Origin of the sequence: Burkholderia pyrrocinia (genome assembly GCF_003330765.1) — a bacterium.
GTDB lineage: Bacteria > Pseudomonadota > Gammaproteobacteria > Burkholderiales > Burkholderiaceae > Burkholderia > Burkholderia pyrrocinia_B.
This window is the reverse complement of the sequence record NZ_CP024904.1, coordinates 181,073-202,626: the sequence shown is the minus strand read 5'-3', so window position 1 is coordinate 202,626 and position 21,554 is coordinate 181,073. Positions and strand designations below refer to the sequence as shown.

At 68.3% G+C, this 21,554-nt stretch carries 17 protein-coding genes; 7 read left to right on the top strand and 10 right to left on the bottom strand.

Going from position 1 to position 21,554, the window contains the following annotated elements; translation table 11 throughout:
• Positions 1–46: 46 nt before the first annotated feature.
• Entirely contained in the window at positions 47–1,201 is a 1,155-nt protein-coding gene (locus tag CUJ89_RS34010; protein WP_114181852.1) for an ABC transporter ATP-binding protein, read from the bottom strand.
• A gap of 235 nt (positions 1,202–1,436) precedes the next feature.
• Here CUJ89_RS34010 and CUJ89_RS34005 point away from each other — a divergent pair, with 235 nt between their 5' ends.
• Positions 1,437–2,450 carry a LacI family DNA-binding transcriptional regulator gene (locus CUJ89_RS34005; RefSeq protein WP_114181851.1) on the top strand — a complete coding sequence of 338 codons (1,014 nt, stop codon included), beginning with the start codon at positions 1,437–1,439 and terminating at the stop codon, positions 2,448–2,450.
• 43 nt (positions 2,451–2,493) lie between these two features.
• Here CUJ89_RS34005 and CUJ89_RS34000 read toward each other — a convergent pair whose 3' ends face one another.
• Positions 2,494–3,519, bottom strand: a complete 1,026-nt coding sequence (locus tag CUJ89_RS34000) for an AraC family transcriptional regulator (protein WP_114182445.1) — start codon at positions 3,517–3,519, stop codon at positions 2,494–2,496.
• 352 nt (positions 3,520–3,871) lie between these two features.
• On the opposite strand from CUJ89_RS34000, the gene CUJ89_RS33995 reads away from it, so the two are divergent.
• The 6 genes from CUJ89_RS33995 (at position 3,872) to CUJ89_RS33970 (ending at position 10,176) form a co-directional block, all read left to right on the top strand.
• Positions 3,872–5,119, top strand: a complete 1,248-nt coding sequence (locus tag CUJ89_RS33995) for a dienelactone hydrolase family protein (protein WP_114181850.1) — start codon at positions 3,872–3,874, stop codon at positions 5,117–5,119.
• A gap of 40 nt (positions 5,120–5,159) precedes the next feature.
• A complete protein-coding gene (locus tag CUJ89_RS33990) occupies positions 5,160–5,948 on the top strand; it encodes an SDR family oxidoreductase (protein WP_114181849.1) in 789 nt (262 codons plus the stop codon).
• Positions 5,949–6,012: 64 nt separating this feature from the next.
• Positions 6,013–7,251: a styrene monooxygenase/indole monooxygenase family protein gene (locus tag CUJ89_RS33985; RefSeq protein WP_114181848.1), complete on the top strand. Its 1,239-nt coding sequence runs from the start codon at positions 6,013–6,015 to the stop codon at positions 7,249–7,251.
• Between the two features lie 5 nt (positions 7,252–7,256).
• The gene (locus CUJ89_RS33980) at positions 7,257–7,784 is read left to right on the top strand and encodes a flavin reductase family protein (RefSeq protein WP_114181847.1); all 528 of its coding nucleotides are present in this window, start codon (positions 7,257–7,259) and stop codon (positions 7,782–7,784) included.
• Between the two features lie 36 nt (positions 7,785–7,820).
• The gene (locus CUJ89_RS33975) at positions 7,821–8,777 is read left to right on the top strand and encodes a transporter (protein WP_114182444.1); all 957 of its coding nucleotides are present in this window, start codon (positions 7,821–7,823) and stop codon (positions 8,775–8,777) included.
• 136 nt (positions 8,778–8,913) lie between these two features.
• On the top strand, positions 8,914–10,176 hold the full coding sequence (locus tag CUJ89_RS33970; protein WP_114181846.1) for a serine hydrolase domain-containing protein: 1,263 nt from the start codon (positions 8,914–8,916) through the stop codon (positions 10,174–10,176).
• 63 nt (positions 10,177–10,239) lie between these two features.
• Here the strand turns inward: CUJ89_RS33970 and CUJ89_RS33965 are convergent, their stop codons facing one another.
• From CUJ89_RS33965 to CUJ89_RS33930, 8 genes are all read right to left on the bottom strand, one after another.
• Entirely contained in the window at positions 10,240–12,180 is a 1,941-nt protein-coding gene (locus CUJ89_RS33965; protein WP_114181845.1) for a heavy metal translocating P-type ATPase, read from the bottom strand.
• Entirely contained in the window at positions 12,177–13,220 is a 1,044-nt protein-coding gene (gene hflK / locus CUJ89_RS33960) for a protease modulator HflK (RefSeq protein WP_114181844.1), read from the bottom strand. The genes CUJ89_RS33965 and hflK (CUJ89_RS33960) overlap by 4 nt, the downstream gene beginning before the upstream one ends.
• On the bottom strand, positions 13,217–14,254 hold the full coding sequence (gene hflC, locus CUJ89_RS33955; RefSeq protein ID WP_114181843.1) for a protease modulator HflC: 1,038 nt from the start codon (positions 14,252–14,254) through the stop codon (positions 13,217–13,219). The genes hflK (CUJ89_RS33960) and hflC overlap by 4 nt, the downstream gene beginning before the upstream one ends.
• 93 nt (positions 14,255–14,347) lie before the next feature.
• Positions 14,348–16,243 (bottom strand): protease modulator HflK, encoded by a 1,896-nt coding sequence (gene hflK, locus CUJ89_RS33950; protein WP_114181842.1) that lies wholly within the window; start codon positions 16,241–16,243, stop codon positions 14,348–14,350.
• Between the two features lie 665 nt (positions 16,244–16,908).
• Positions 16,909–17,889, bottom strand: coding sequence for a type II secretion system F family protein (locus CUJ89_RS33945; protein ID WP_114181841.1), 981 nt, complete (start codon positions 17,887–17,889; stop codon positions 16,909–16,911).
• Between the two features lie 36 nt (positions 17,890–17,925).
• Complete coding sequence (locus CUJ89_RS33940; RefSeq protein ID WP_114181840.1) at positions 17,926–18,903, bottom strand: type II secretion system F family protein; 978 nt, start codon at positions 18,901–18,903, stop codon at positions 17,926–17,928.
• 34 nt (positions 18,904–18,937) lie between these two features.
• Entirely contained in the window at positions 18,938–20,305 is a 1,368-nt protein-coding gene (locus CUJ89_RS33935) for a CpaF family protein (RefSeq protein ID WP_114181839.1), read from the bottom strand.
• A gap of 19 nt (positions 20,306–20,324) precedes the next feature.
• Positions 20,325–21,533 (bottom strand): AAA family ATPase, encoded by a 1,209-nt coding sequence (locus CUJ89_RS33930; RefSeq protein ID WP_114181838.1) that lies wholly within the window; start codon positions 21,531–21,533, stop codon positions 20,325–20,327.
• Positions 21,534–21,554: the final 21 nt, after the last annotated feature.

Below are 21,554 nucleotides of genomic sequence, written 5' to 3'. Positions count from 1 at the left end.
GGTGTGATGGGTGCCGCGTCGCGCGCGGCGGATCGGCGTCGCGCCGCTAGGCGAAGGTCGCCTCGGCACGCACGGCCGGTAATGCGAGTCCGGCCTCGTCGAACAGGTGGCAGCACGCCGGCGGCACGCGAAACGCATGGCGCTCGCCGCGCCGCAGCGCGGCCTGCCCCGGCAGCTTCGCGAGCAGCGGCACGCCGCCGGGCTGGTCGAGATGCACGTAGGCCGCTTCGCCCAGTTGCTCGACCAGCGCGACCTCGCGCACGATCGCGGGCAGCCCGGCGTCGCCGGCCGGGCCGGCCGACAGATGCTCGGGACGGATGCCGAGCGTCATGCGCGCGCCCGGGCCGACGCCGGACGGCAACGGACGGTCGTGCAACGTCAGCACTTCGTCCGTGCCATCCAGACGCAGCCGGCATCCGTGCGCATCGTTCGATACGACCACCGCCGGCAGGAAGTTCATCCGCGGCGAGCCGATGAAGCCCGCGACGAAGCGGTTGGCCGGCCGGTGATACAGCTCGAGCGGCGCACCGGACTGCGCGATGCTGCCGAAGCGGGCGACGTCGTCGCCCGCGTGCAGCAACACGATCCGGTCGGCCAGCGTCATCGCCTCGATCTGGTCGTGCGTCACGTAAACGGAGCTCGATTGCGTGAAGCGCGCATGCAGGCGCGCGATCTCGACACGCGTCTGCCCGCGCAGCGTCGCGTCGAGATTCGACAGCGGTTCGTCGAACAGGAACACGCGCGGCTCGCGCACGATCGCGCGGCCGATCGCGACGCGCTGCCGCTGGCCACCCGACAGCGCCTTCGGCTTGCGCTCGAGCAGCGCGTCGAGCTGCAGCACGCGTGCGGCCTCGGTCACGCGGCGGCGGATTTCGTCCTTCGGCACGCCGGCGATACGCAGCCCGAAACCGATGTTGTCGAACACGGTCATGTGCGGAAACAGCGCGTAGCTCTGGAACACCATCGCGACGCCGCGTTCGGCCGGCGGCGTGTCGTTCATGCGCGCGCCGCCGATTCGCAGTTCGCCTTCGCTCACGTCCTCGAGCCCGGCAATCATCCGCAACAGCGTGGATTTGCCGCAGCCCGACGGGCCGAGAAACACGCAGAACTCGTGCGACGCGATCTCGAGGTTCACGTCGCGCAGCACCGGCGCATGGTCGCCGTAGCGCTTCGAGACGTCCTTCAATGAAATGGCGGTCATCGCGCCCTCCTCTCTTGAATCACGCGTGTCGAATCGAAAAATTTAAACGCTTAAATTCCGATGGCGCGATCCGCCTCGTTCGCCGTACCATGTCGTCTCCTTCATGTGATGTGTCGAGAAATTAGCGTATCGCCTGCCCCTGTGCAACTTGTGGGATGCGCTCCCAGAATATGAGCAAACACACCCCCGCTTCATCCATCCCGCACGGCGCTGCCCGCCAGGCCGGTGGCCGCGCATGGTAACGCTCGCGGAAGTCGCGCGACGCGCGAACGTCACCGCGGCGACGGTCTCGAACGTGCTGCGGAATCCGCAGAAGGTGAAGCTGGCGACCGTCGAACGCGTGATGGCGGCGATTCGCGAGCTCGGCTATCGGCCGAATCTCACCGCACGTGCGCTCGCCGAGGGCCGCACGTCGACGCTCGCGCTGATGCTGTCGAACATCACGAACCCGTTCTATCCGGAGTTCGTGCTCGCCGCCGAGCGCGAGGCGCGCAAGCGCGGCCATTACCTGCTGGTGTCCAATACCGACGACGACCCGGCGATCACGCGCAACTATCTCGAGCGGATCGCCGGCACGCTTGCGGCCGGCGCGATCGTGATGAACACCGACCTCGCCGAGGCCGAACTCGCCGACATCGCGCGCCATGGTGCGGCGATCGTGCTGTGCATGTGGGAGCACGTGCACGCGTCGCGCGCGCTGCCCTGCGTGACCGTCGATTTCGCGGCGGCGGGCGCGCTCGCGGCCGCGCACCTGTCCGGGCTGCGGCATCGCGCGTTCGGCGCGCTCGTCGGCAAGGGTTCGGGCGGCCCGCAGTCGATGCGGCTGCGCGGCTTTACCGACGAACTCGCGACACGCGGCCATCCGCCGGACGCGGTGACGACCGTGTCGGCGCACGACTCGATCGAAGGCGGTTACGAGGCGGCCGCCGCGCTGCTGCGCGCGAAGCCCGACCTCACCGCGCTGTTCGCGACCAACGACCTGATGGCGATCGGCGCGATGCAGGCGGCGGCCGATCTTGGCCGGCGCGTGCCGGCCGACCTGTCGATCGTCGGCATGACCGATATCCAGCTCGCCCACCAGTTCCGTCCTGCGCTGACGACGGTTCGTTTCCCGACCGCACTGATCGCCGCGCGCGCGATCGCCCTGACGCTCGACATGATCGACGGGATCGAGCCGACCGCGGCCGTGCATACGATCGGTACGCCTGAGCTCGTCGTGCGGGAATCGACCGGTACGGCGCCGGCCTGATGATCGGCGGACGGGCGCGCTGAATGCGGGCCTGCCGTTTCCTTCACCCCCGCACGCGCCGCATCCTGAGCGTCGCCGACGGCGACTCCCCGAACGCGCGCTTGTACTCGATCGCGAACCGCCCGAGGTGCGCGAACCCCCATTTCAGCGCGATGTCCGTCACCGACGCGAGCCCCGGCGTGTCGTCGGCCAGCAGTTCCTCGCGCACATGTTGCATCCGCAACTGCCGCACGAAGCCCATCGGCGTGATCCCGTGGCGATTCCGGAAGCCCGCGAACAGCGTGCTCGGGCTGACGCCGGCGAGTTCGGCGAGCCGTTCGATCGTCAGCGGTTCGTCGAGATGCGCGCGGATGTACTCCTCGGCGCGCCGCACATAGAACGGCGCGAGCGCCATCGGCAGGTACCGCGTGCCGTTGCGCGCGCTGTTCGGGTGGCCGTGCAGCAGCAGGTTGAGCAACGTCGATTCGAGCTGCTCGAACGCGAGCGGGTGACGCAGCGGATGCGCGTCCGTCGCGATCGCGCCGGCGAGGATCGGCAGCAATTGGGCGAGGCACGTCCCCTGCGGCGACGACAGGCTGAATTCCGGCTCGAATTCGACCGGTACGCGCCGCTCGTCGCCGAAATGCCGCTGCGCGTGCCGCTCCATCACCTCGCGCTCGATGCGCAGGATGACTTGCGGGCACGCATCGCCCCACCGCATCTTGAGCGGCAGCGTCGGCGAGATCAGCGACGCGGTGCCCGGCGACGACACGAAGCGCGTCGAGCCGCATTCGATCTCGGCGTCGCCGCGCAGCGGGATCTGCAACAGGAAGAAATGCTCGAGCGGCCCGGGCTCGATGCTGACGCCGCCGCCGTAATCGAGCAGGTTCAGCGACAGGTTGCCCCAGCGCGCATGATGCATGCAGCTGTGCAGCGCGCGCGATTCGCCGGTCGGCGTGAGCCGATGCGGCTTGAAGACATCGGCGACGCGTGCGCGAACTTCGTCGACATCGTTCGACTGCAGCATCAGGTTGTCGTGATTGAAACAGGCGGCGTCGGCAAGCCAGCCGGTTTCGGAAAATTGCGCCATCGAAGTTCTCCCGTCATGCTCGATCGCACTCGCGCCGTGCATGCGTTCCCGGTATCGGGGAATCCGTCGCACGATCCGGACAGCGCCCGGCGTATCCGGACAGTCCGGCCATCCACACACGCAAGTCCCGCGCAAACGACGCAAGAAGCGGACCGTTCGCGCATCGTAGAAAACTGTGCGGGACTTCCGCATCCGCACATACCCGCAGTCGACCGCGCGCGCGTCCAGGCGCGGCGGCCGGATCGTCAGGTTTCCGGAATTCTCGGATACCGGCCGAAGAAAGCGGATAGAAACGCGCGTTTCGTCCGCCAATACTGGGCCCGTCACGAACACCAACAGCATGGAGGGACACATGAAAGGACGTCACATCGAGATTCCGTCGCCGGACGGCGGGACGTTTTGCGCATACCTGAGCACGCCGGCCGGCGGCACGGGGCCGGGCATCGTGCTGTGTCACGAGATCTTCGGCGCGAACGCGACCATGCGGGAAACGGCCGACTACTTCGCGGAGGAAGGCTATACGGTGCTCGTGCCCGACCTGTTCTGGCGCCAGTCTCCCGGCATCGAGCTCGGCCACGCCGCGGCCGATGTCGAGCGCGCGATGGCCCTGTACCGCGAGTACGACGAAAACAAGGGCGTCGAGGACATCGGCGCCGCGCTGAGCGTGCTCACGCAACGGCCGGAATGCACGGGCGCGGCCGGCGTGCTCGGCTACTGCCTCGGCGGCAAGCTCGCGTATCTCGCCGCGTGCCGGCTGCCGGGCGTGGCCGCGGCGGTCAGCTATTACGGCGTGGGCATCGAGCATGCACTGGACGAGGCTGCGCAACTGCGCGGGCGGCTCGTGCTGCAGATTGCCGGGCAAGACCGCTTCTGCCCGCCCGACGCGCAGCAGCGCATCGCCGCAGCGCTGGGCGGGCGCGAAGGCGTCGAAGTGTATGTCTATCCGGGTGTCGATCACGCGTTCGCCCGCATCGGCGGCGATCATTTCGACAAGGCTGCCGCGACCATGGCCCATCAGCGCGCGATCGCCGCCTTCCGCGGTGCGCTCGGCCCGCACTACGACCTCTCCGCGCTGTGGGAAGCGCATCTCAAGCACGAATTCGACACGCGCAACGTCGACGCGACGATGGCCACGATGGTCGCCGAGCCATACGTCAACCATATTCCGACACTGACGGGCGGCGTCGGCTACGACGAGCTCAAGCGTTTCTACACGCATCACTTCGTGCATGCGAATCCGCCCGACACCACGATCACGCCGATCTCGCGCACGATCGGCGCGAGCCAGATCGTCGACGAGCTGCTGTTCCGCTTCACGCACACCACCGAGATCGACTGGATGCTGCCCGGCGTCGCGCCGACCGGCAAGCGGGTCGAGATCCCGCTCGTCGCGATCGTCAAGTTTCGCGGCGACAAGCTCTATCACGAACACATCTACTGGGATCAGGCGAGCGTGCTCGTGCAGATCGGCCTGCTCGACCCGGCCGGCCTGCCGGTCGCGGGCGCCGAAACGGCCCGCAAGCTGCTCGACGAGACCGTGCCGTCGAACCGCCTGATGCGCCGCTGGCAGGACAGCGAGCCGGCGCCGGGTGCGCGTTGATGCCGCCCTTCCCTCACCCATCGATTCCGGGAGATACCCCATGACAGCCCTTGCTGGCAAAGTCGCGATCGTCACCGGCGGCGCCACGCTGATCGGCGCCGCGGTCGCGCAGGACCTGAGCCGCGCCGGCGCGTGCGTCGCGATACTCGATCTCGATGCGGAGAACGGCGCACGCGTCGCCGATTCGCTGGGCGAACGCGCGATGTTCGTCGCGATCGACATCACCGACGACCGCGCGATCGAGCATGCGGTATCGGCCATCGCCGAACGGTTCGGCGCGATCGACGTACTCGTCAACCTCGCGTGCAGCTACGTCGACAACGGCATCCACGCGACCCGCAACGACTGGCTCGCCGCGATGGACGTCAACGTCGTGTCGGCGGCGATGCTGGCGAAGGCCGTTCACCCGCACATGGCGCGGCGCGGCGGCGGCGCGATCGTGAACTTCAGTTCGATCTCGGCCCGGTGCGCGCAAACCGGCCGCTGGCTGTATCCGACGTCCAAGGCGGCGATCCGCCAGCTCACGCGCAGCATGGCGATGGATCTCGCGCCCGATCGGATTCGCGTCAACTCGGTGTCGCCGGGGTGGACGTGGTCGCGCGTGATGGACGAGATGACGCGCGGCGACCGCGCGAAGACCGATCGCGTCGCCGCGCCGTTTCACCTGCTCGGCCGTGTCGGCGATCCGTCGGAGGTCGCTCAGGTCGTGACGTTCCTGTGCAGCGACGCGGCGAGCTTCGTGACGGGCGCCGACTACGCGGTGGACGGCGGTTATTCCGCGATGGGCCCGGAGCAGGCGGTGCCGGCCATTCCACGCCTGGCCGAGTGACCGCGCTTCGCCACCGCTCCCTGCAACCATTTCGGCCGGAATCCGGCCACCCAAGGACATTCCCATGAGACGCATCGCTATCGTCGGCGCCGGCCAGTCCGGCCTGCAACTCGCCTTCGCCCTGCTCGACCAGGGTTACCACGTCACGCTCGCGACCAACCGCGACGCCGAGCAGATCCGCTCGGGCAAGGTCATGTCGAGCCAATGCATGTTCCATACCGCGCTGCAGATCGAGCGCGATCTCGGCCTGAACACGTGGGAGGAAGCCTGCCCGTCCGTCGAAGGCATCGGCATCGCGGTGCCGCATCCGGACGGCAACGGCCGCAAGGCGATCGACTGGTCGTCGCGGCTGACCCGCTATGCGCAGTCCGTCGACCAGCGCGTGAAGATGGCCGACTGGCTCGATGGCGTCCGGCGTCGCGGCGCGGACGTGCGCATTGGCGACGTCGGCGTGCCCGAACTCGAGGAACTGGCGCGCAGCCACGACCTCGTATTGCTCGCGGCCGGCAAAGGCGAAATCGTCAACCTGCTCGGCCGTGACGACGCGCGCAGCGCGTTCGACCGCCCGCAACGCGCGCTCGCCCTCACCTACGTGAAAGGGATGACGCCGAGCCAGCCGTATTCGCGCGTGCGCTTCAACCTGCTGCCCGGCATCGGCGAGTACTTCGTGTTCCCCGCGCTGACCACGACAGGCCCGTGCGAAATCATGGTGTTCGAGGGCATTCCGGGCGGGCCGCTCGACTGCTGGACCGACGTGAAGACACCCGAACAGCATCTCGACCGGAGCCTGTCGTTCCTGCAGCACTACGTGCCGTGGGAATTCGAACGCTGCCGCGACGTCGAGCTCACCGATCCGAACGGCACGCTGTCCGGGCGCTTCGCGCCGACGGTGCGCAAGCCGTTCTTCCGGCTGCCGTCGGGCCGCACGGTGTTCGGGATGGCCGACGCCGTGGTGGTCAACGATCCGATCACCGGCCAGGGATCGAACAACGCCGCGAAATGCGCGCACGCGTATTTCGACGCGATCGTCGCGCGCGAGGCCGCGCCGTTCGGCGAAGACTGGATGCAGCAGACGTTCGAAGGCTACTGGGCCTACGCGCAGCATGTCGTGCGCTGGACCAACTCGCTGCTCACGCCGCCGCCGCCGCACATCCTCGAACTGCTCGGCGCGGCCGGCCAGTTGCCTTCGCTCGCCGCGGCGATCGTCGACGGCTTCGACGACCCGCGCCGGTTCTCGCCGTGGTGGTTCGAGCCGTCGGCCTGCGCGGCGCTGATCCGCGAACACAGCGCACGTTCGGAGTGACCGACATGGAAACCACCGTTACCGGCAGTCCGGCCATCGACCCGATGCAATTGCGCGCCGTATTCGGGCAGTTCCCGACCGGCGTCACCGTGATCACCACGTGCGCGGCCGACGGGCGCAAGGTGGGCCTCACGGCCAATTCGTTCTCGTCGCTGTCGCTGGATCCGCCGCTCGTGCTGTGGAGCCTCCGGAAGGTCGCGCCGAGCCGCCCCGATTTCGTCGCGGCCACCCACTTCGCGATCAACATCCTCGCGCACGACCAGATCGACCTGTCACGCCGCTTCGCGACGCCCAGCGCCGACAAGTTCGACGGCGTGCTTCACGTGGATGCCGATACCGGTGGCGTGCCCTGCCTCGACGGCGCGAGCGCGTGCTTCGTGTGCCGCAATATCGGTCATTACGAAGGCGGCGACCACCTGCTCTTCATCGGCCAGATCGAGCAGTTCGATGCGTTCGGCAAGGCGCCGCTCGTGTTCCATGCCGGCCAGTATCGTGCGATCGCCGATCATCCCGATCTTTTACGCACCGTTTAATTAGCTATACGAATAAATACACAGGAGATGGTGAACATGAAATTCGGCTCTCGCCTGCTCGTCGTCGCAGGCCTCGCGATCGCCGGCATGACCGGTCACGCGCCGGCCAACGCGACCGATCTGCCGTCGGTCAACCTCGGCATGACCAGTTTCCTCGACGGGATGCCGCCGGCCGGCTCCGGCTGGTACGGTACGCAGTACTTCCAGTACTACACGGCCGGCCGCGTCAACGACAATGCCGGCAACAAGGTCGGCCTGCCGAAGCAGGACATCGATCTGTTCGCGGGGCTGAGCCAGCTCGTCTACCAGTCGCCGCTGACGTTCGCCGGGATGCATCCGGGCCTCGACGTGATCCTGCCGTGGATCGCGTCCGCGCGGTCCGACGACGGCATCGGCAACGTCGCGCTGAATGCGCGCGCCGGTTTCGGCGACCTGCTGATCGGCCCGTTCATCCAGTTCGACCCGGTGATGGGTGCGCAGGGCCCGCGCTTCGCGCAGCGCGTGGAATTCCAGTTCATCGCACCGACCGGCGCGTACGATCCGTCGCGCGCGATCAACCCGGGCAGTCATGTCTGGTCGTTCGATCCGTACTGGGCGGCGACGCTGTGGCTGACGCCCAAATGGACCGTGTCATGGCGGCTGCACTATCTGTGGAACGCGACCAACCATCAGCCGGCCACGTCGCTCGGCCCCGACGTGACGTCGACCCAGGCCGGCCAGGCGATCCATGCCAATTTCGCGACCGAGTACGAAGTGCGCCCCGGCCTGCGGCTGGGGCTCAACGGCTACTGGCTGCGCCAGACCACCGACATGAAGGAGAACGGGCAGGACGTGCCGGGCACGCGCGAGGCCGTGTTCGCGATCGGCCCGGGTGCCATGGTCAGCTTCTCGCCGCACGATCACCTGCTGTTCAACGCGTACTTCGAGACCTTTACGCGCAACCGCCCGCAGGGGACGCGGATGGTGCTGCGCTATGTGCATCACTTCCAGTGATGCTCGCGATCGAATGAGCGCACCGGATCGTTATCCCAAGACGAATAAAAGGCGCGCCGCCGGCACAGGCGCGCCTGTCCTATAGTTCTGGAGAAGCAAGGAGAGCAGCACGTCACGAACAGGAAGGGAATGCGCGATGGCTACTTCAGCAAGCTCCCGGTTTTTGTCGAACGCGGCGAAGCGGCTGGTGCATGGCATCGTTGCCGTCGCACCGGCCGTGGTGATCGGCGTCACCGTGTCCGCGTGTGGCGGCGACAATTCGCCGACTTCCAGCGTGCCCGCCTACGCGAACGCGGCGCGCCCGCAGATCAACGCGTTGCTCGCGGACACGATGACGCCCGGCGCGGTCGTCTTCGTGCAATCGCCGCAGGGCAACTGGCTCGAATCGTTCGGCACGGCCGTGCGAGGGTCGAATACGCCGATCCCGACGAACGCACACTTTCGCGTCGGCAGCGTGACGAAGACATGGACCGGCACGGTGATTCTGCAGCTCGTCCAGGAAGGCCGGCTGAGCCTCGGCGACACCGTCGGCAAGTTCATCGCGAACGTGCCCAACGGCAATTCGATCACGATCGAGCAGTTGCTGACCATGCGCAGCGGCCTCTACAACTACTCGACCAATCTCGCGTTCAACCAGACGCTCGATGCGCAGCCGGACAAGGTATGGACCACGGCGGAATTGCTGGACATCGCGGACAACCAGCCGGTCTATTTCGCGCCGGGTACGGATTTTCGCTACTCGAACACGAACACGGTGCTGCTCGGGCTCATCATCGAGCAACTCACCGGCATGAGCGCGGCCGATGCGATGAACGCGCGTCTTTTTGCGCCGCTCGGCCTGACCAACACGTTTCTTCCGCCGCAGAACAATACGTCGCTGCCGGCGCCGGCTCCGCAGGGCTATCAATGGGGCACCAATGCCGAGACGACCGATAGCGACGCACTATCGCCCGAACGCCAGGCGGCCGCGAAAAACGGCACGCTGCAACCGACGAACGTGACCGGTGTCAACACGTCGTGGGCATGGACGGCCGGCTCAGGCATTTCGACCGTGACGGAGTTGGCCGCGTACGTGCAGCGGATGGTCGGTGGCGGCTACCTGAACGCCAACCTGCAGGCGCAACGACTCGCCAGTTGCACGCCGCTCAATCCGTCCGACCCGATGTCGCCGAGCTACTGCATGGGCCTGGCCAAATTCGGCACGTTCTACGGACACACGGGCGAGATACCGGGTTTCAATACCTTCATGGGCTACGACCCGGTCACGAAAACGACGATCGTCACGTGGACGAACACGGCTGCCGCGCCCGATGGACGCGCGCCGGCCAACGTGATCGCGCAGATCATCATGGGCGAGCTCAGCAAGGCGGCGGAAGTGCCGAGCGAAGGGCGGCCGTGACGCGCTGATGCTGCAACGGCGACAGCCTGCCGCCCTGCACCAGCCCTTCGATCGTCTATTCGTTCATGCGGCGCGCGCCGGCTCGTCGATCCGCAGCAGCCGGCCGGCGTTGGCAATCACGATGAACGTGCCGACGTTGTGCAGGATCGCGGCCCACACCGCGCCGAGCACGCCGGTCGCGGCCAGCGCGATCACCGCGAGCGTCCACGCGAGCCCGATCGCCGCATTGGTCGTCGCCGTGCGCCGGCAGTGCCGGCCGAGGCGGATGCAGGTCGGAATCCGCCGCAGGTCGTCGCCAAGCAGGACGACGTCGGCCGACGCGATCGCGATGTCCACGCCGTGGTCGCCCATCGCAATGCTGGTCGAGCCGGCCTTGATCGCCAGCACGTCGTTCAGCCCGTCGCCGACGACGAGCGGATGCAGGCCGGCGCCAATCTCGCGCATCACGTAGTCGAGCTTGTCGTGCGGCAGCGCCTGCGCGACCACCCGCTCGATGCCGGTCTCGGCCGCGACCTTGCGTGCGACGGGCTCGAGGTCGCCCGTCAGCAGCGTCTGCCGCGCGAGGCCCAGCGCACGCAGCTCGGCGAGCGCATCATGCGCGTCGGGCCGCAGCGTGTCGGCAAAACCGAACCACGCGAGCAGCCGCCCGTCGAGCGCGAGGCCGACGAGCGGCCCGTCGAAACCGTCGGGAGGCGGCGGCAACGCACTGGCATGATCGGCAAGCAGCGCGGGCCGGCCCAGTACCGCCGTGCCGTCCGGTGTGTCGGCGACGACGCCGAGCCCGCGCAATTCCCGGGTCCGCTCGAACGGCGCAACGGCTGCGCCCGCGAGGCCGGACGCGGCGGCATCGCGGACGAGCGCGCGGCTCGCCGGATGCGCGCTGCTTTCGCCGAGCCGGGCGGCCAGCGCGCGCGCCTGCACACCGTCGACGCCGGGCTGCAGCCACACCTGCCGGACCTGCAATTCCCCGCGGGTGAGCGTGCCCGTCTTGTCGATCACGAGCGAGTCGACCTCGGCTATCTTGTCGAGGAAGGCGGCGTTGCGAAACAGGATGCCGTGCCGCGCGCCGACCGCGATCCCGGCGATGGCCGTGGACGGCGCGGCGAGCACCAGCGCGCACGGGCATGCGGCCACGATGACCGCGAGCATCGCCGACGCGCTCGCGGACGTGAACCAGACGATCGCCGCGATCAGCAGGACCAGCGCGAGATAGGCGCCCATGTGCCGCTCGAGCACCTGCGTGACGGGCGGCTTCGCCTGTTCCGCGTGCTGCATCAGCGCGATGATCTTGCCGAGCGTCGAATCCTTGCCGGTGTGGGTGACCTCGATGCGCAGCACGCCGTCGAGATTCAGCGCACCGCCATAAACGACGCTGCCTTCGTCGACGTCGAGCGGCACGGATTCGCCCGTGATCGGTCCGTTGTCGACGCTCGACGTGCCGGCATACACGACGCCGTCGACCGGAATGCGCGCGCCGGCCACCACTTCGATCCGGTCGCCCACGCGGAGCGCGTCGTAAGCGACTTCGGCAACGCTGCCGTCTGCGCCGATGCGGCGCACCCGGCCGGCCGTCAGCCGGCCGAGCGCGCGGATCGCTTCCTGCGAGCCGAGCACACTGCGCTCTTCGAGCGCGTGCCCGAACGTCATCACGATCGGCAGCAATGCGGCCGTCGTCATGTCGCCGATCGCCCACGCGGCAAGCATTGCGAGCGCGATCAGGCGATCGGTCACGCCGTGCAGGCTCGGCGCGCGCAGGCTGTGCCACGCGCTCGCAAAGACGGGCCCCGCGACGATCAGCGATGCGAGCGCAGCAAGCATTTGCGCGAGCGTTTCGCCGCCGGCCGACAGCGTCCGCCACGCAAACGACAGCACGAGCAACCCGCCCGCGAGCAGCGCCAGCGCGATCTGCCGCGTGATCGTGCGACGTTCGTCGGTGGATAGCGCGTACACCGTCGCGGCGGGCACGGGGTCCGACCGCGCGGCCGGTTCGGCGAGCAGATTCATCGGGCGCTCCCGGGCAGGATCAGGTTCGAGGTGTCGTGCGGATCGATCGTCGTCACGCGCCCTGCTTTCGACAGGACGCGCTGCACGCGATCGCGATAAAGCCGCGCCAGCAGCCCCGGATCGCCGTTCTCGCGCAGCGTCGCGTCGAGCTGCCGGATTTCCAGCGTGTCGGTCTGCGCGGTCGCGACGCGTTCGGTCGCGCGTGCCTGTGCATCCTGGACGATCCGGTCGGCGTCCTGCTGCGCGTCCTGCCGCCGCTGTTCGGCGGCGGTACGGGCTTCGGCAATGGTCCGCTCGGCGAGCTGCAGCGACGTCAGCACCGAGTTGAATGCATCGGCTGCCGCGCCGGGAAACGCGGGCTGCACGTCGACGCGCGCGACTTCGATGCCGAGCCCCGCGTGCGCCGCGTCGAGCGCGCGTAGGTGCCGCGCGATCGCGTCGGCGAGATCGCCGCGCAGCCGTTCGCGACGTGCGGCCATCTGCCGGTCGGCGGCCAACTGTTCGGGGCGTGCGACCAGGATCGCGTCGAGATCGCGGGTCGCCGCGACCTCGACGGCCGACGCGGACACGATCCGCTCGAGCGCCGCGTCGAGACGGTCCTGCTGCAGCACATACGCGTACGGATCGCTGACCCGGTAGTAGAGGACCGCGCTCAACGCGACGGCGCCGCCGTCGCCTGTCAGCACGTAGCCGGAACCGGCGAGCGCGTCGGGCAGCCGCGCGCCGCCCGACGCGGACGGCACGAGCGCCCGCGGATCGCGGTCGAGCGAGCGGATCTTCTGCTCGAGCACACGTGCGGTGCCCGGCACGAGCAAGACCGACTCGAACGGTCGCGGCCACGCGATCACGAGCCCGGCGTCCTGCGTGCGCACAAGCGCGCCGAAGCGCATCACGACTGCGCGGCTGTCCGCCGGAATCCGCCGGATGTTCGAGCCGGCCCACGCGCATGCGGCGAGCACCGCGAGCGCGGCGACGAACCAGAACGACAGGCGCACGGCCTGGGCGCCGGGCCCGAGCGGCGCTGCAGACTGGACGCTCATCGTGCGGCCTTGTGCGCTTTGGGCGCCGGCGCGGCCGGGCCCGACGCGTCGGCCGGACCCTGCACGAGTACGCGGAACGGCGCGGCATCGGTGCGCAGGATCAGGTTCGTATTGGTGCCGACCACCGAGTTCAGCGTGTCGAGCGAACGCAGCATCGTGTACAGATGCGGGTTGCCCGCATAGCTCTTGCCGTAGATATCGGCCGCGTCCTTGCGCGATTGCGCTTCGATGTCGGCCGCTTTCACGTTCGCATCGGCGAGCGCGATGCGGGCGTCGCGCTCGGCGTCGGAGCGGATCTGCGCGGCCTCGCGATTGCCGTCCGCGGTGCGCTGCGCGGCCACGGTCTCGCGCTCCGCGCTCATCCGGTCGACGGTCGCGGCGAGCGTGACGGCCGGCAGCGTGAGCCGCTCGAGCCCGACCTGGGCAACGCGCACACCATAGGCCGCATAGAGCTGCGCGTCGATCTGCCGGCGCAGCGTGTCCTCGAATTCGCCGATCTTCACCTGTGCCGGATCGGTGTTCACGAGCGACGCGAGGTCGTACCCGGCGGACGTCGTCTGCAGCACGGAACCGACGAGCGAGCGGATCTGCCGTGCCGCTTCGTCCGGTTCGTTGCCGACTGCCCGCATGAAACGCCCGATGTCGTGCGCATCGGCCGGCACGCGCCACGCGACGTAGGCCTCGACGATGATGCGCAGTCCGTCACGGGTGCCGACGTCCTGCAGACCGCTCGACGTCGTATGCAGGCGCAGGTCGACGGGTGTCACCGCATCGATCGGCGCAGGCAGGCGCCACGCCAGCCCGGGTTCGAGCAGCACGCGCACGGGACGCCCGAAGCGCGTGATCACCGATGCCTCGCCGGCGCGCACCTGCACGAAGCTCGCGACCGCGAGCGCGACGAGCACGCACAGCAGCGCGACGGCGACGCGCAGGCGGAACGCGCCGGGTGGTTGCGGTGCGCCGCGATGCGCGTGGTGGTCGTGGCCATGGCCGTGGTGCGCATGATCATGCGCGTGCGAATGAAACAGACTCACGATGTCACCCCGGGTGCGGCGTCGCACGCGTGCGGTGCGGCGGCACGGCCTGCCGCCGACTTGCGCCGCCCGCGCGGAAATCGCCGCGACATGTCAATGGATGCCGGCCAGATCGCCGGCGGGAGTATTGCGAAGGTCGACGGTCGCCCGCGTGCCGTCGGCAAGCCGGTCGTCGATGATCGTCATGCGTGCATTGCGCAGGCCGCGTTGCAGTCGGTCGAGGTAATACTCGAACGGAAACGCGGGGCCGCCGAGCCGGTAAGCAACCAGATCGGCGTCGAAATCGATCCGCTGCACGCGCGCCGACGACAACGTATCGCCCGCTTGCGCTTCGGCCTGCGCGACCCGTGCGAACGCCTGCTGCTGCGTGTTGCCGAGCAGGCCGGCCGCGAATCCGCGCGCCTGCGCGACGCTGCCCTGTGCGCGGATCTGCGCGGCCTGTACGTCGTGAAAGGCGGCCGCCGCGCCCGTCGGCGGGTGCACGCTCTCGATCACGACCGCGATCACGTCGACGCCGCTCTGCAGCCGGTCGAGCTGTTGCTGGATCGCGCGCTTCAGATGGTCGGCCATCGCAGCCTGATTCGTCTCGAGCAGCGATTCGAGCGTATGCGACGCGAGGTAGTGGACCAGTTCGCGATTGGCGCTCACGCGCACCGTGCTTTCCGGATCGATCGTGCGATAGAGCGCCGCACGGGCGTCGGCATCGGTCGGGCCGAGACGGTAGTCGACCCGCACATCGGCGTTGACGATCTGGAAGTTCTGGCGGTCGCCGTTCGCGCCGGCGATCACCTGCGTGGTTTCCCACGGATGCGGCGCATCCCACAGGCGGTTGAGGCGTTCGGGCGTCGGGCCGTCCGCAAGCGCGGCAGGCGTGTCGGCGCTGCCGTCGTTCGCGCTGCCCGCGATCGCGACCTGGTGCACGGCGCCGTTGTCGACGATGCGCGCACGGCCGAACGGCAAGGGCAGGCCGACGTGCAGGCCGGGCTGCCAGACCGCGACCGGCGCGCCGAAACGTTCATAGACCGCGCGCTGCTCCGGGTTCAGTACGACGACGGCGGTGAGCAGCCACGCGCAGGCGATGGTGGCGCCGAGCGCGCCGGGCAGCAGCCGCACGAAACTGCGCCAGCCCCAACTTTGCCGCAGGTCGATGCCGTAACGATCGCGCAGTTCGGCGCCGAGCGACGCGAACGGCGACGGGCGACGGCTCAGCAGGCCGGCGATCGCGCTGGTCGGCACGACGGCGCCGCGTCGCGCCGCAAACCACGACAGCACGCCGCGGATGGCCAGTTCGGCGGCTACGACGGCGTTGAGCAGCGCAACGGCATGCACGAGCCCGTCTGCCGCGCGGTGCCGGAATGCGAACCATGCCGCGGCCAGGGCGCCCGTAAGCGCGGTGACGAGCGCCACGCGCAGCGCCCGCGTGAGCGATGCGGATACCGCCGAACCGCATGCGGCCGCCGCATGATGGCGTTCGGTGACGAGCGTGAGAAAGGCGAGGACGATGCATGCCGCGCCGGCCGCGAGCGTGGGTTCGGGGGCAGCCATCGCGCGGATCAGCGTGGCGGGCGACGGTGGCTGCCATGCGAGCGCGGCAATCGCGACGGAGAGCGCGGCGCTTGCCGTGACGGCCCACGGCCGCCAGTCGATCGCAGCGACAATCGCCGGCCACGGGTTGTCGGGAGGCGCCGGCGCCTGCTTGCGGCGGAACGCACTGCTCAACCAGTCGGTGAGCAGGCCGGCAGCCGATCCGTCCGGCGGGTGGCGGCGCGCGCGGTCGGCGAGCAGCACGCCGATCGCGACGACGAGCACGTTGCACCATGCGCTTGCGAGCGGTGCGCACCAGCGCAGGTCGACTGGCAGGATGTCGACGGCGCTCAGCGTGCCGAGCGCGGCGACCAGCAACGCGGCGGCCCCTGCGACCGGCGCGAGTGCGTCACGGCCGGCCGGGCCGTCGGGAATGTCGTCGTTGCCTTCCGCCTGTTGCCCCATCGGGGTTCCTTACGTACGCGTTACAGGGTGCGCAGGTGTCCGTACGGAATTCTGCGAGCGGCAATGTAGCGCGGCGGATGATGAAACTCAAGGTATCGATGCGATTGCCGCCAGGAATGAAACATTCGAGCGGATCGGACATGATCGGACGTGTCCTCCGCCTCGCGGACAACGTGACCGAACCGTGGTATTCACCACGAGCTTCCAGTTTGCTTTCAGGTCGCGATGCCTTGCGATCGATCCACTGGTAGATCAGGAACCAGGAACACGGTCAGGCCGGTCATCGCGATCACCCGTACGATCCGGTGCCACTGCTGCGGCCGCCACTCGCGGCGCGATGCCGGCGAACGTCGGCAGCCACACGCGACAGTAGTGGATGAGCGCCGGCCCGACCGGCAGGCCGGGTTCGCTCGCGACCGCCTCGCTGCCGCGGGCGGTCTTCAAGGTAAGCAGTAGGGGGCAGCCGATCAGGGCGGTGGACTACGGCTTGTTCCATGGCCGACCATGGGTCCAGGTTGCCTTGACGCCGCTATGGTCAACCTGTCTCGCGGCGCCGCCTGGGGAGAGAGTCTCCATGAAGCCTGTTGCCGTGCCGGCCGGCGGGTGTGTCGGGGCCGGCACGCAAATCTTTTATCGATGCGCTCGAAGTAGCGCCTGCCCGCCGCTCACGGCGCGACGCTGACGAACGTCGGCAGCAGCACACGATAGACGTGAATCATCGCCGGCCCGAGCAGCACCATCATCAGCGCGGGAAAGATGCAGAAGATCAGCGGGAACAGCAGCTTCAGCGCGATCTTCGCCGCACGCTCCTCCGCGCGCATCCGCCGCCGCGTGCGCAGCATATCCGACAGCACGCGCAGCGATTCGCTGATGCTCGTGCCGAAGCGATCGGCCTGGATCAGCATCGCGCAGAACGACTCGATGTCCTCGACGCCGGTCCGCAACGCGAGATTGCGCAGCGCCTTCTCCTTCGTGAAGCCGGAGCGCATCTCGAGCAGCAGCAGGTCGAGTTCGCTCGCGACCACCTCGCTGCGAAATCGCAGTTCCTCGCTCACCTTCATCAGCGCCGCGTCGAGCCCCAGCCCCGCTTCGACGCATACCGTCAGCAGATCGAGCGCGTCCGGAAAATCCTCGAAGATCTTCTGCTGGCGCACCTTGACCCGCTGCGACAGCACGATGTTCGGTATGTAGTAGCCGATCCCGGCGAGCGCCACAAGGATCACCGACAGCAGCGCGCGCTCGTCGCCGAGCCGAGTCGTGATCAGCACCAGCAGCGCCACGCACGGCAACGCGAGCGCGAGCACCGTCTTCGCGGTGAAATACAGCGCGGCCGCGCTCTGGTTGCGCCATCCGGCATTCATGAGCCGGATGCGCAGTGGCGAATTCTCCCAGCCGTCCGTCGGCACCGACAGCTTCGAGATCGGGGCGGACAGCTCCACCAGCTTCGCGACCCAGCGCGACGTCATGTCGTCGCCGTCGCCGGCGCCCGCGACGACACCCGTGCCCGCACCGGCCCCGCCGGCCTGCTGGAGCCGGCGCTGGATGCTGCGCGGCGCGAACAGCAGCATCGCGACGAGCACCCCGCCGGCCACGAAGAGGAACAAGCCGCCCAGCATCACGGCATGGACCACGCTCAGGTTTTGCATGACAACCTCGCAACGGTTTGTTATTCGTTTCGCGCGTCAGACGCGAATCCGGACAATACGGCGGATCCAGAACAGGCCGAAGAGCATCGACACCAGCATCGTGCCGACCATCCTGATCCCTGCCGGATCCTCCCAGAGCACGGACAGGAACTCGCGGTTAACCAGCGCCATCACCGCGGCGGTGCCGAACGGCAGCAGCCCGAGAATCCACGCCGACATCCGCCCTTCCGCCGACAGCACGCGCACCTTGTCGAACAGCTTGAAGCGCTCGCGGATCAGCCCGGCGATGCTGTCGAGCAGCTCGGCCAGGTTACCGCCCGTCTCGCGCTGGATCAGCACCGCGATCACGAAATAGCGCAGGTCCTGCACCGGCACGCGCGTCGCGAGGTTCATCAGCGCGTCGTGCAGCGACACGCCGTAGTTGACCTCGTCGAACGTGATCCGGAACTCGCCGCCCATCGGATCGGGAAACTCGTCGCCGACCATCCCGAGCGTGCCCGTGAACGAATGACCGGAACGCAGCGCGCGCGCGATCATGTCGCAGATGTCCGGCAATTGCCGCTCGAGCTTGAGCATGCGGCGCCCGCGGCGGCGCATCACGTACATCATCGGCACGCATGCGGCAAACATCGCGACCGGCAGCGCGGCCAGTTGCGGCAACGTCGCGAAGCTCAGTGCGAGCCACGTGAGCGCCGCGAACACCGCGCTGAGCACGATCAGCTTCGGCAGCGTCCAGTCGAGGCCGGATTGCTGGATCACGAGATCGAGCGCATGCACGCGCGGCATGCGCAGCAGCAGGCGGTCGAACGGCTTCGAATCGTCGAGCATTCGCTTCTTCAGGATCGACAGCCGCTCCTGCTGCACGTTGCCGCCGGCCGACATCGAGCGAATGCGCGATTCGATCCGGCGCGCGGCGCTGCCGTGCCGCGCGTTCCACCATTGATAGGCGCCTTCGATCGCGAGCACGACCGCGACGAAGGTGAGAATCACAAAACCGTAAAAGATCGTGTTCATGAAGCCTCCCCGGTTCACAAGCGGCGACGGGCCGTCAGTCCGTCTCGTAGCGCTGAGACGGGTCGTAGAGCGAATCCGGCAGGTTGATGCCGAATGCCTGCAGCCGCTCGACGAACTTCGGCCGCACGCCGGTCGCGCAGAAGTGGCCGCGTACCGTGCCGTCGCGGTCCACGCCCGTGCGCTTGAACGTGAAGATCTCCTGCATGTTGATGATGTCGCCTTCCATCCCGGTCAGCTCCTGGATGCTGACGATCTTGCGCTTGCCGTCCGTCAGCCGCGCCGCCTGTACGACTACCGAGATCGCCGATGCGATCTGCTGGCGCATCGTCTTCGGCGGCAGCGACAGGCCGGACACGCTGATCATGTTCTCGAGCCGCGTCAGCGCGTCGCGCGGCGTATTCGCGTGGATCGTCGCGAGCGAGCCTTCGTGGCCGGTGTTCATCGCGTTGAGCATGTCGAGCGCTTCGGCACCGCGCACTTCGCCGAGGATGATCCGGTCCGGCCGCATCCGCAGCGCGTTGCGCACGAGCGTGCGCTGCGTGATCTCGCCCTTGCCCTCGATGTTCGGCGGGCGCGTTTCGAGCCGAAGCACGTGCGGCTGCTGGAGCTGCAGCTCGGCGGCGTCCTCGATCGTCACGATCCGCTCGTTGCGCGGAATGAAGCCGGACAGGATGTTGAGCAGCGTCGTCTTGCCGCTGCCCGTGCCGCCCGACACGAGCACGTTCACCTTCGCGCGCGACAGCGCATCGAGCAGCTCGGCCATCGGCGGCGTCAGGCTGTGGTAGCGCACGAGGTCGTCCATCATCAGCGGGTTGACCGCGAAGCGACGAATCGACATCAGCGGCCCGTCGATCGCCGACGGCGGGATGATCGCGTTCACGCGCGAACCGTCCGGCAGCCGCGCATCGACCATCGGGCTCGATTCGTCGATGCGGCGCCCGACGCGCGACACGATCTTCTCGATCACCTTCATCAGGTGCGCGTCGTCGTAGAACGTCACGTCAGTCAGTTCGAGCTGGCCGCAGCGCTCGACATAGACCTGCCGGTACGTGTTCACGAGGATGTCGGAGATGCCGGGGTCGCGCAGCAACGCGTCGAGCGGGCCGAAGCCGAACATCTCGTCGTACACGTCGATCGCGAGCTGCCGCCGCTCGATGTCGTTCGCCGGCGTCCGTTCGTCGTCGAGGATGCGTGCGATCAGCGCGGAGATTTCCTGCCGGACCTGCTCCTGCGGCAGCCGCGACAGGCGCTCCAGTTCGACGCGCTCGAGCACGGCGAGGTGAATTTCGCGGCGCAGCTTCTGGTATGCGTCGCGTACCGACGAATGCGCCGGGCCGGCCGGTTCGCTGCCCGCCGCCAGCGGCTGCGCCCGGTGCAAGGACATCTGTTCGCGCAATGACATGATGGTTTCCCCGAAAGAATTACATGGACTTGAGCTTCGGCGTGGCCTTGCGGCCGAAAAGCCTGGACATCAGCGGCTCGCTGCGCGCCGCACCGTGCCCCGCGCGCACTTCCCCGTCGACGAGTTGTTTCGCGCAACCCTGCAGCGCGCGCACGACCGCCGTGCTGCGCGCGAGCCGCGATACCGGATGCCCCTGGTTGATCGCTTCGAGCACGGTGTCGGCGTCGTCGGGAATCGTGCACGCCGCGTGCAAGCCGAGCACTTCCTCGAGCGCGGTGCGGGTGCGGTCGCTCGCGCGCGTCGCGCGATTCACGACGAGTCGCATCTGGTCGGTCGAGTAGCCGAGCGACACGAGGATCTCCAGCAACCGGCGGCCGGCGCGCACGTGCGGCATCGTGGGCTGCAGCACGAGCTGGATCTGGTCGCTGCGATCCAGCGCAACCATCGACAGCGGATTGATGCAGACGCCGACGTCGAAGATCACGAAGTCGTAGCGCGGCGCGGCGACGCCCAGGATCCATTCGAGCGCGTCCTCGCGCATCTCGGCGGCCTTGACCGGGTCGCCGGCGCCGGCGAGCACGTGGAAGTTCTCCGTCACGTGCGCGACGCTCGCGTCGAGAAACGCGCTGTCGAGCCGCTCGATCTGCGCGCAAAGCTGCGGCAGCGTCGACGGCGGGGTTTCGTCGCTGACGAGGAACGCCGCGTCGGCGAACTGCTGGTTCAGGTCGATCAGCAGTACGCGGCGCTTGAAGCCCTCGGCGATCTCGAACGCGACGTTGCTGGCGACCAGGCTCGTGCCGGCCCCGCCCTTGCACGACATGAACGACACGATCCGCGTATCGTCGGTGTCGCGCCGCGTGCTTTGCGCGGCGGCACGCCCGAGCGCGTTGCCGAGCGCCTGCGGATCGAGCGGCCACTGCAGCACGTCGCGTGCACCCGCGCGCATCGCGTCCAGCAGCACGTGCGGCGACGCGTCCGCCGTCACGAGGATGCAGGTCAGGCTGGCGTGAGCACGGCAGATCCGCTCGATCGCCGACAGCTCCGACGGGTCGAGCGACGTGCCGTCGACCAGCAGGATGTCGAACGCGTCGAGTCCGTCGCTGCGGTGTTCGATCTGTGACGGGCGTCCGGTCGCACGCGTCGCGCGATAGCGTCCGCAGTCGGCCACGAGGCGCGCGATCTGCGTGAGCCGCGCGGTATCGTCGGAAGCTACGAGGATATTGATCATTTCGTGTGCCTCGTCTGTTCA

Coding starts and splice junctions, on each gene's coding strand:
- CUJ89_RS34010 (WP_114181852.1), bottom strand. CDS start 1,201: ATGACCGCCATTTCATTGAAGGACGTCTCGAAGCGCTACGGCGACCAT.
- CUJ89_RS34005 (WP_114181851.1), top strand. CDS start 1,437: ATGGTAACGCTCGCGGAAGTCGCGCGACGCGCGAACGTCACCGCGGCG.
- CUJ89_RS34000 (WP_114182445.1), bottom strand. CDS start 3,519: ATGGCGCAATTTTCCGAAACCGGCTGGCTTGCCGACGCCGCCTGTTTC.
- CUJ89_RS33995 (WP_114181850.1), top strand. CDS start 3,872: ATGAAAGGACGTCACATCGAGATTCCGTCGCCGGACGGCGGGACGTTT.
- CUJ89_RS33990 (WP_114181849.1), top strand. CDS start 5,160: ATGACAGCCCTTGCTGGCAAAGTCGCGATCGTCACCGGCGGCGCCACG.
- CUJ89_RS33985 (WP_114181848.1), top strand. CDS start 6,013: ATGAGACGCATCGCTATCGTCGGCGCCGGCCAGTCCGGCCTGCAACTC.
- CUJ89_RS33980 (WP_114181847.1), top strand. CDS start 7,257: ATGGAAACCACCGTTACCGGCAGTCCGGCCATCGACCCGATGCAATTG.
- CUJ89_RS33975 (WP_114182444.1), top strand. CDS start 7,821: ATGAAATTCGGCTCTCGCCTGCTCGTCGTCGCAGGCCTCGCGATCGCC.
- CUJ89_RS33970 (WP_114181846.1), top strand. CDS start 8,914: ATGGCTACTTCAGCAAGCTCCCGGTTTTTGTCGAACGCGGCGAAGCGG.
- CUJ89_RS33965 (WP_114181845.1), bottom strand. CDS start 12,180: ATGAATCTGCTCGCCGAACCGGCCGCGCGGTCGGACCCCGTGCCCGCC.
- hflK (WP_114181844.1), bottom strand. CDS start 13,220: ATGAGCGTCCAGTCTGCAGCGCCGCTCGGGCCCGGCGCCCAGGCCGTG.
- hflK (WP_114181842.1), bottom strand. CDS start 16,243: ATGGGGCAACAGGCGGAAGGCAACGACGACATTCCCGACGGCCCGGCC.
- CUJ89_RS33945 (WP_114181841.1), bottom strand. CDS start 17,889: ATGCAAAACCTGAGCGTGGTCCATGCCGTGATGCTGGGCGGCTTGTTC.
- CUJ89_RS33940 (WP_114181840.1), bottom strand. CDS start 18,903: ATGAACACGATCTTTTACGGTTTTGTGATTCTCACCTTCGTCGCGGTC.
- CUJ89_RS33935 (WP_114181839.1), bottom strand. CDS start 20,305: ATGTCATTGCGCGAACAGATGTCCTTGCACCGGGCGCAGCCGCTGGCG.
- CUJ89_RS33930 (WP_114181838.1), bottom strand. CDS start 21,533: ATGATCAATATCCTCGTAGCTTCCGACGATACCGCGCGGCTCACGCAG.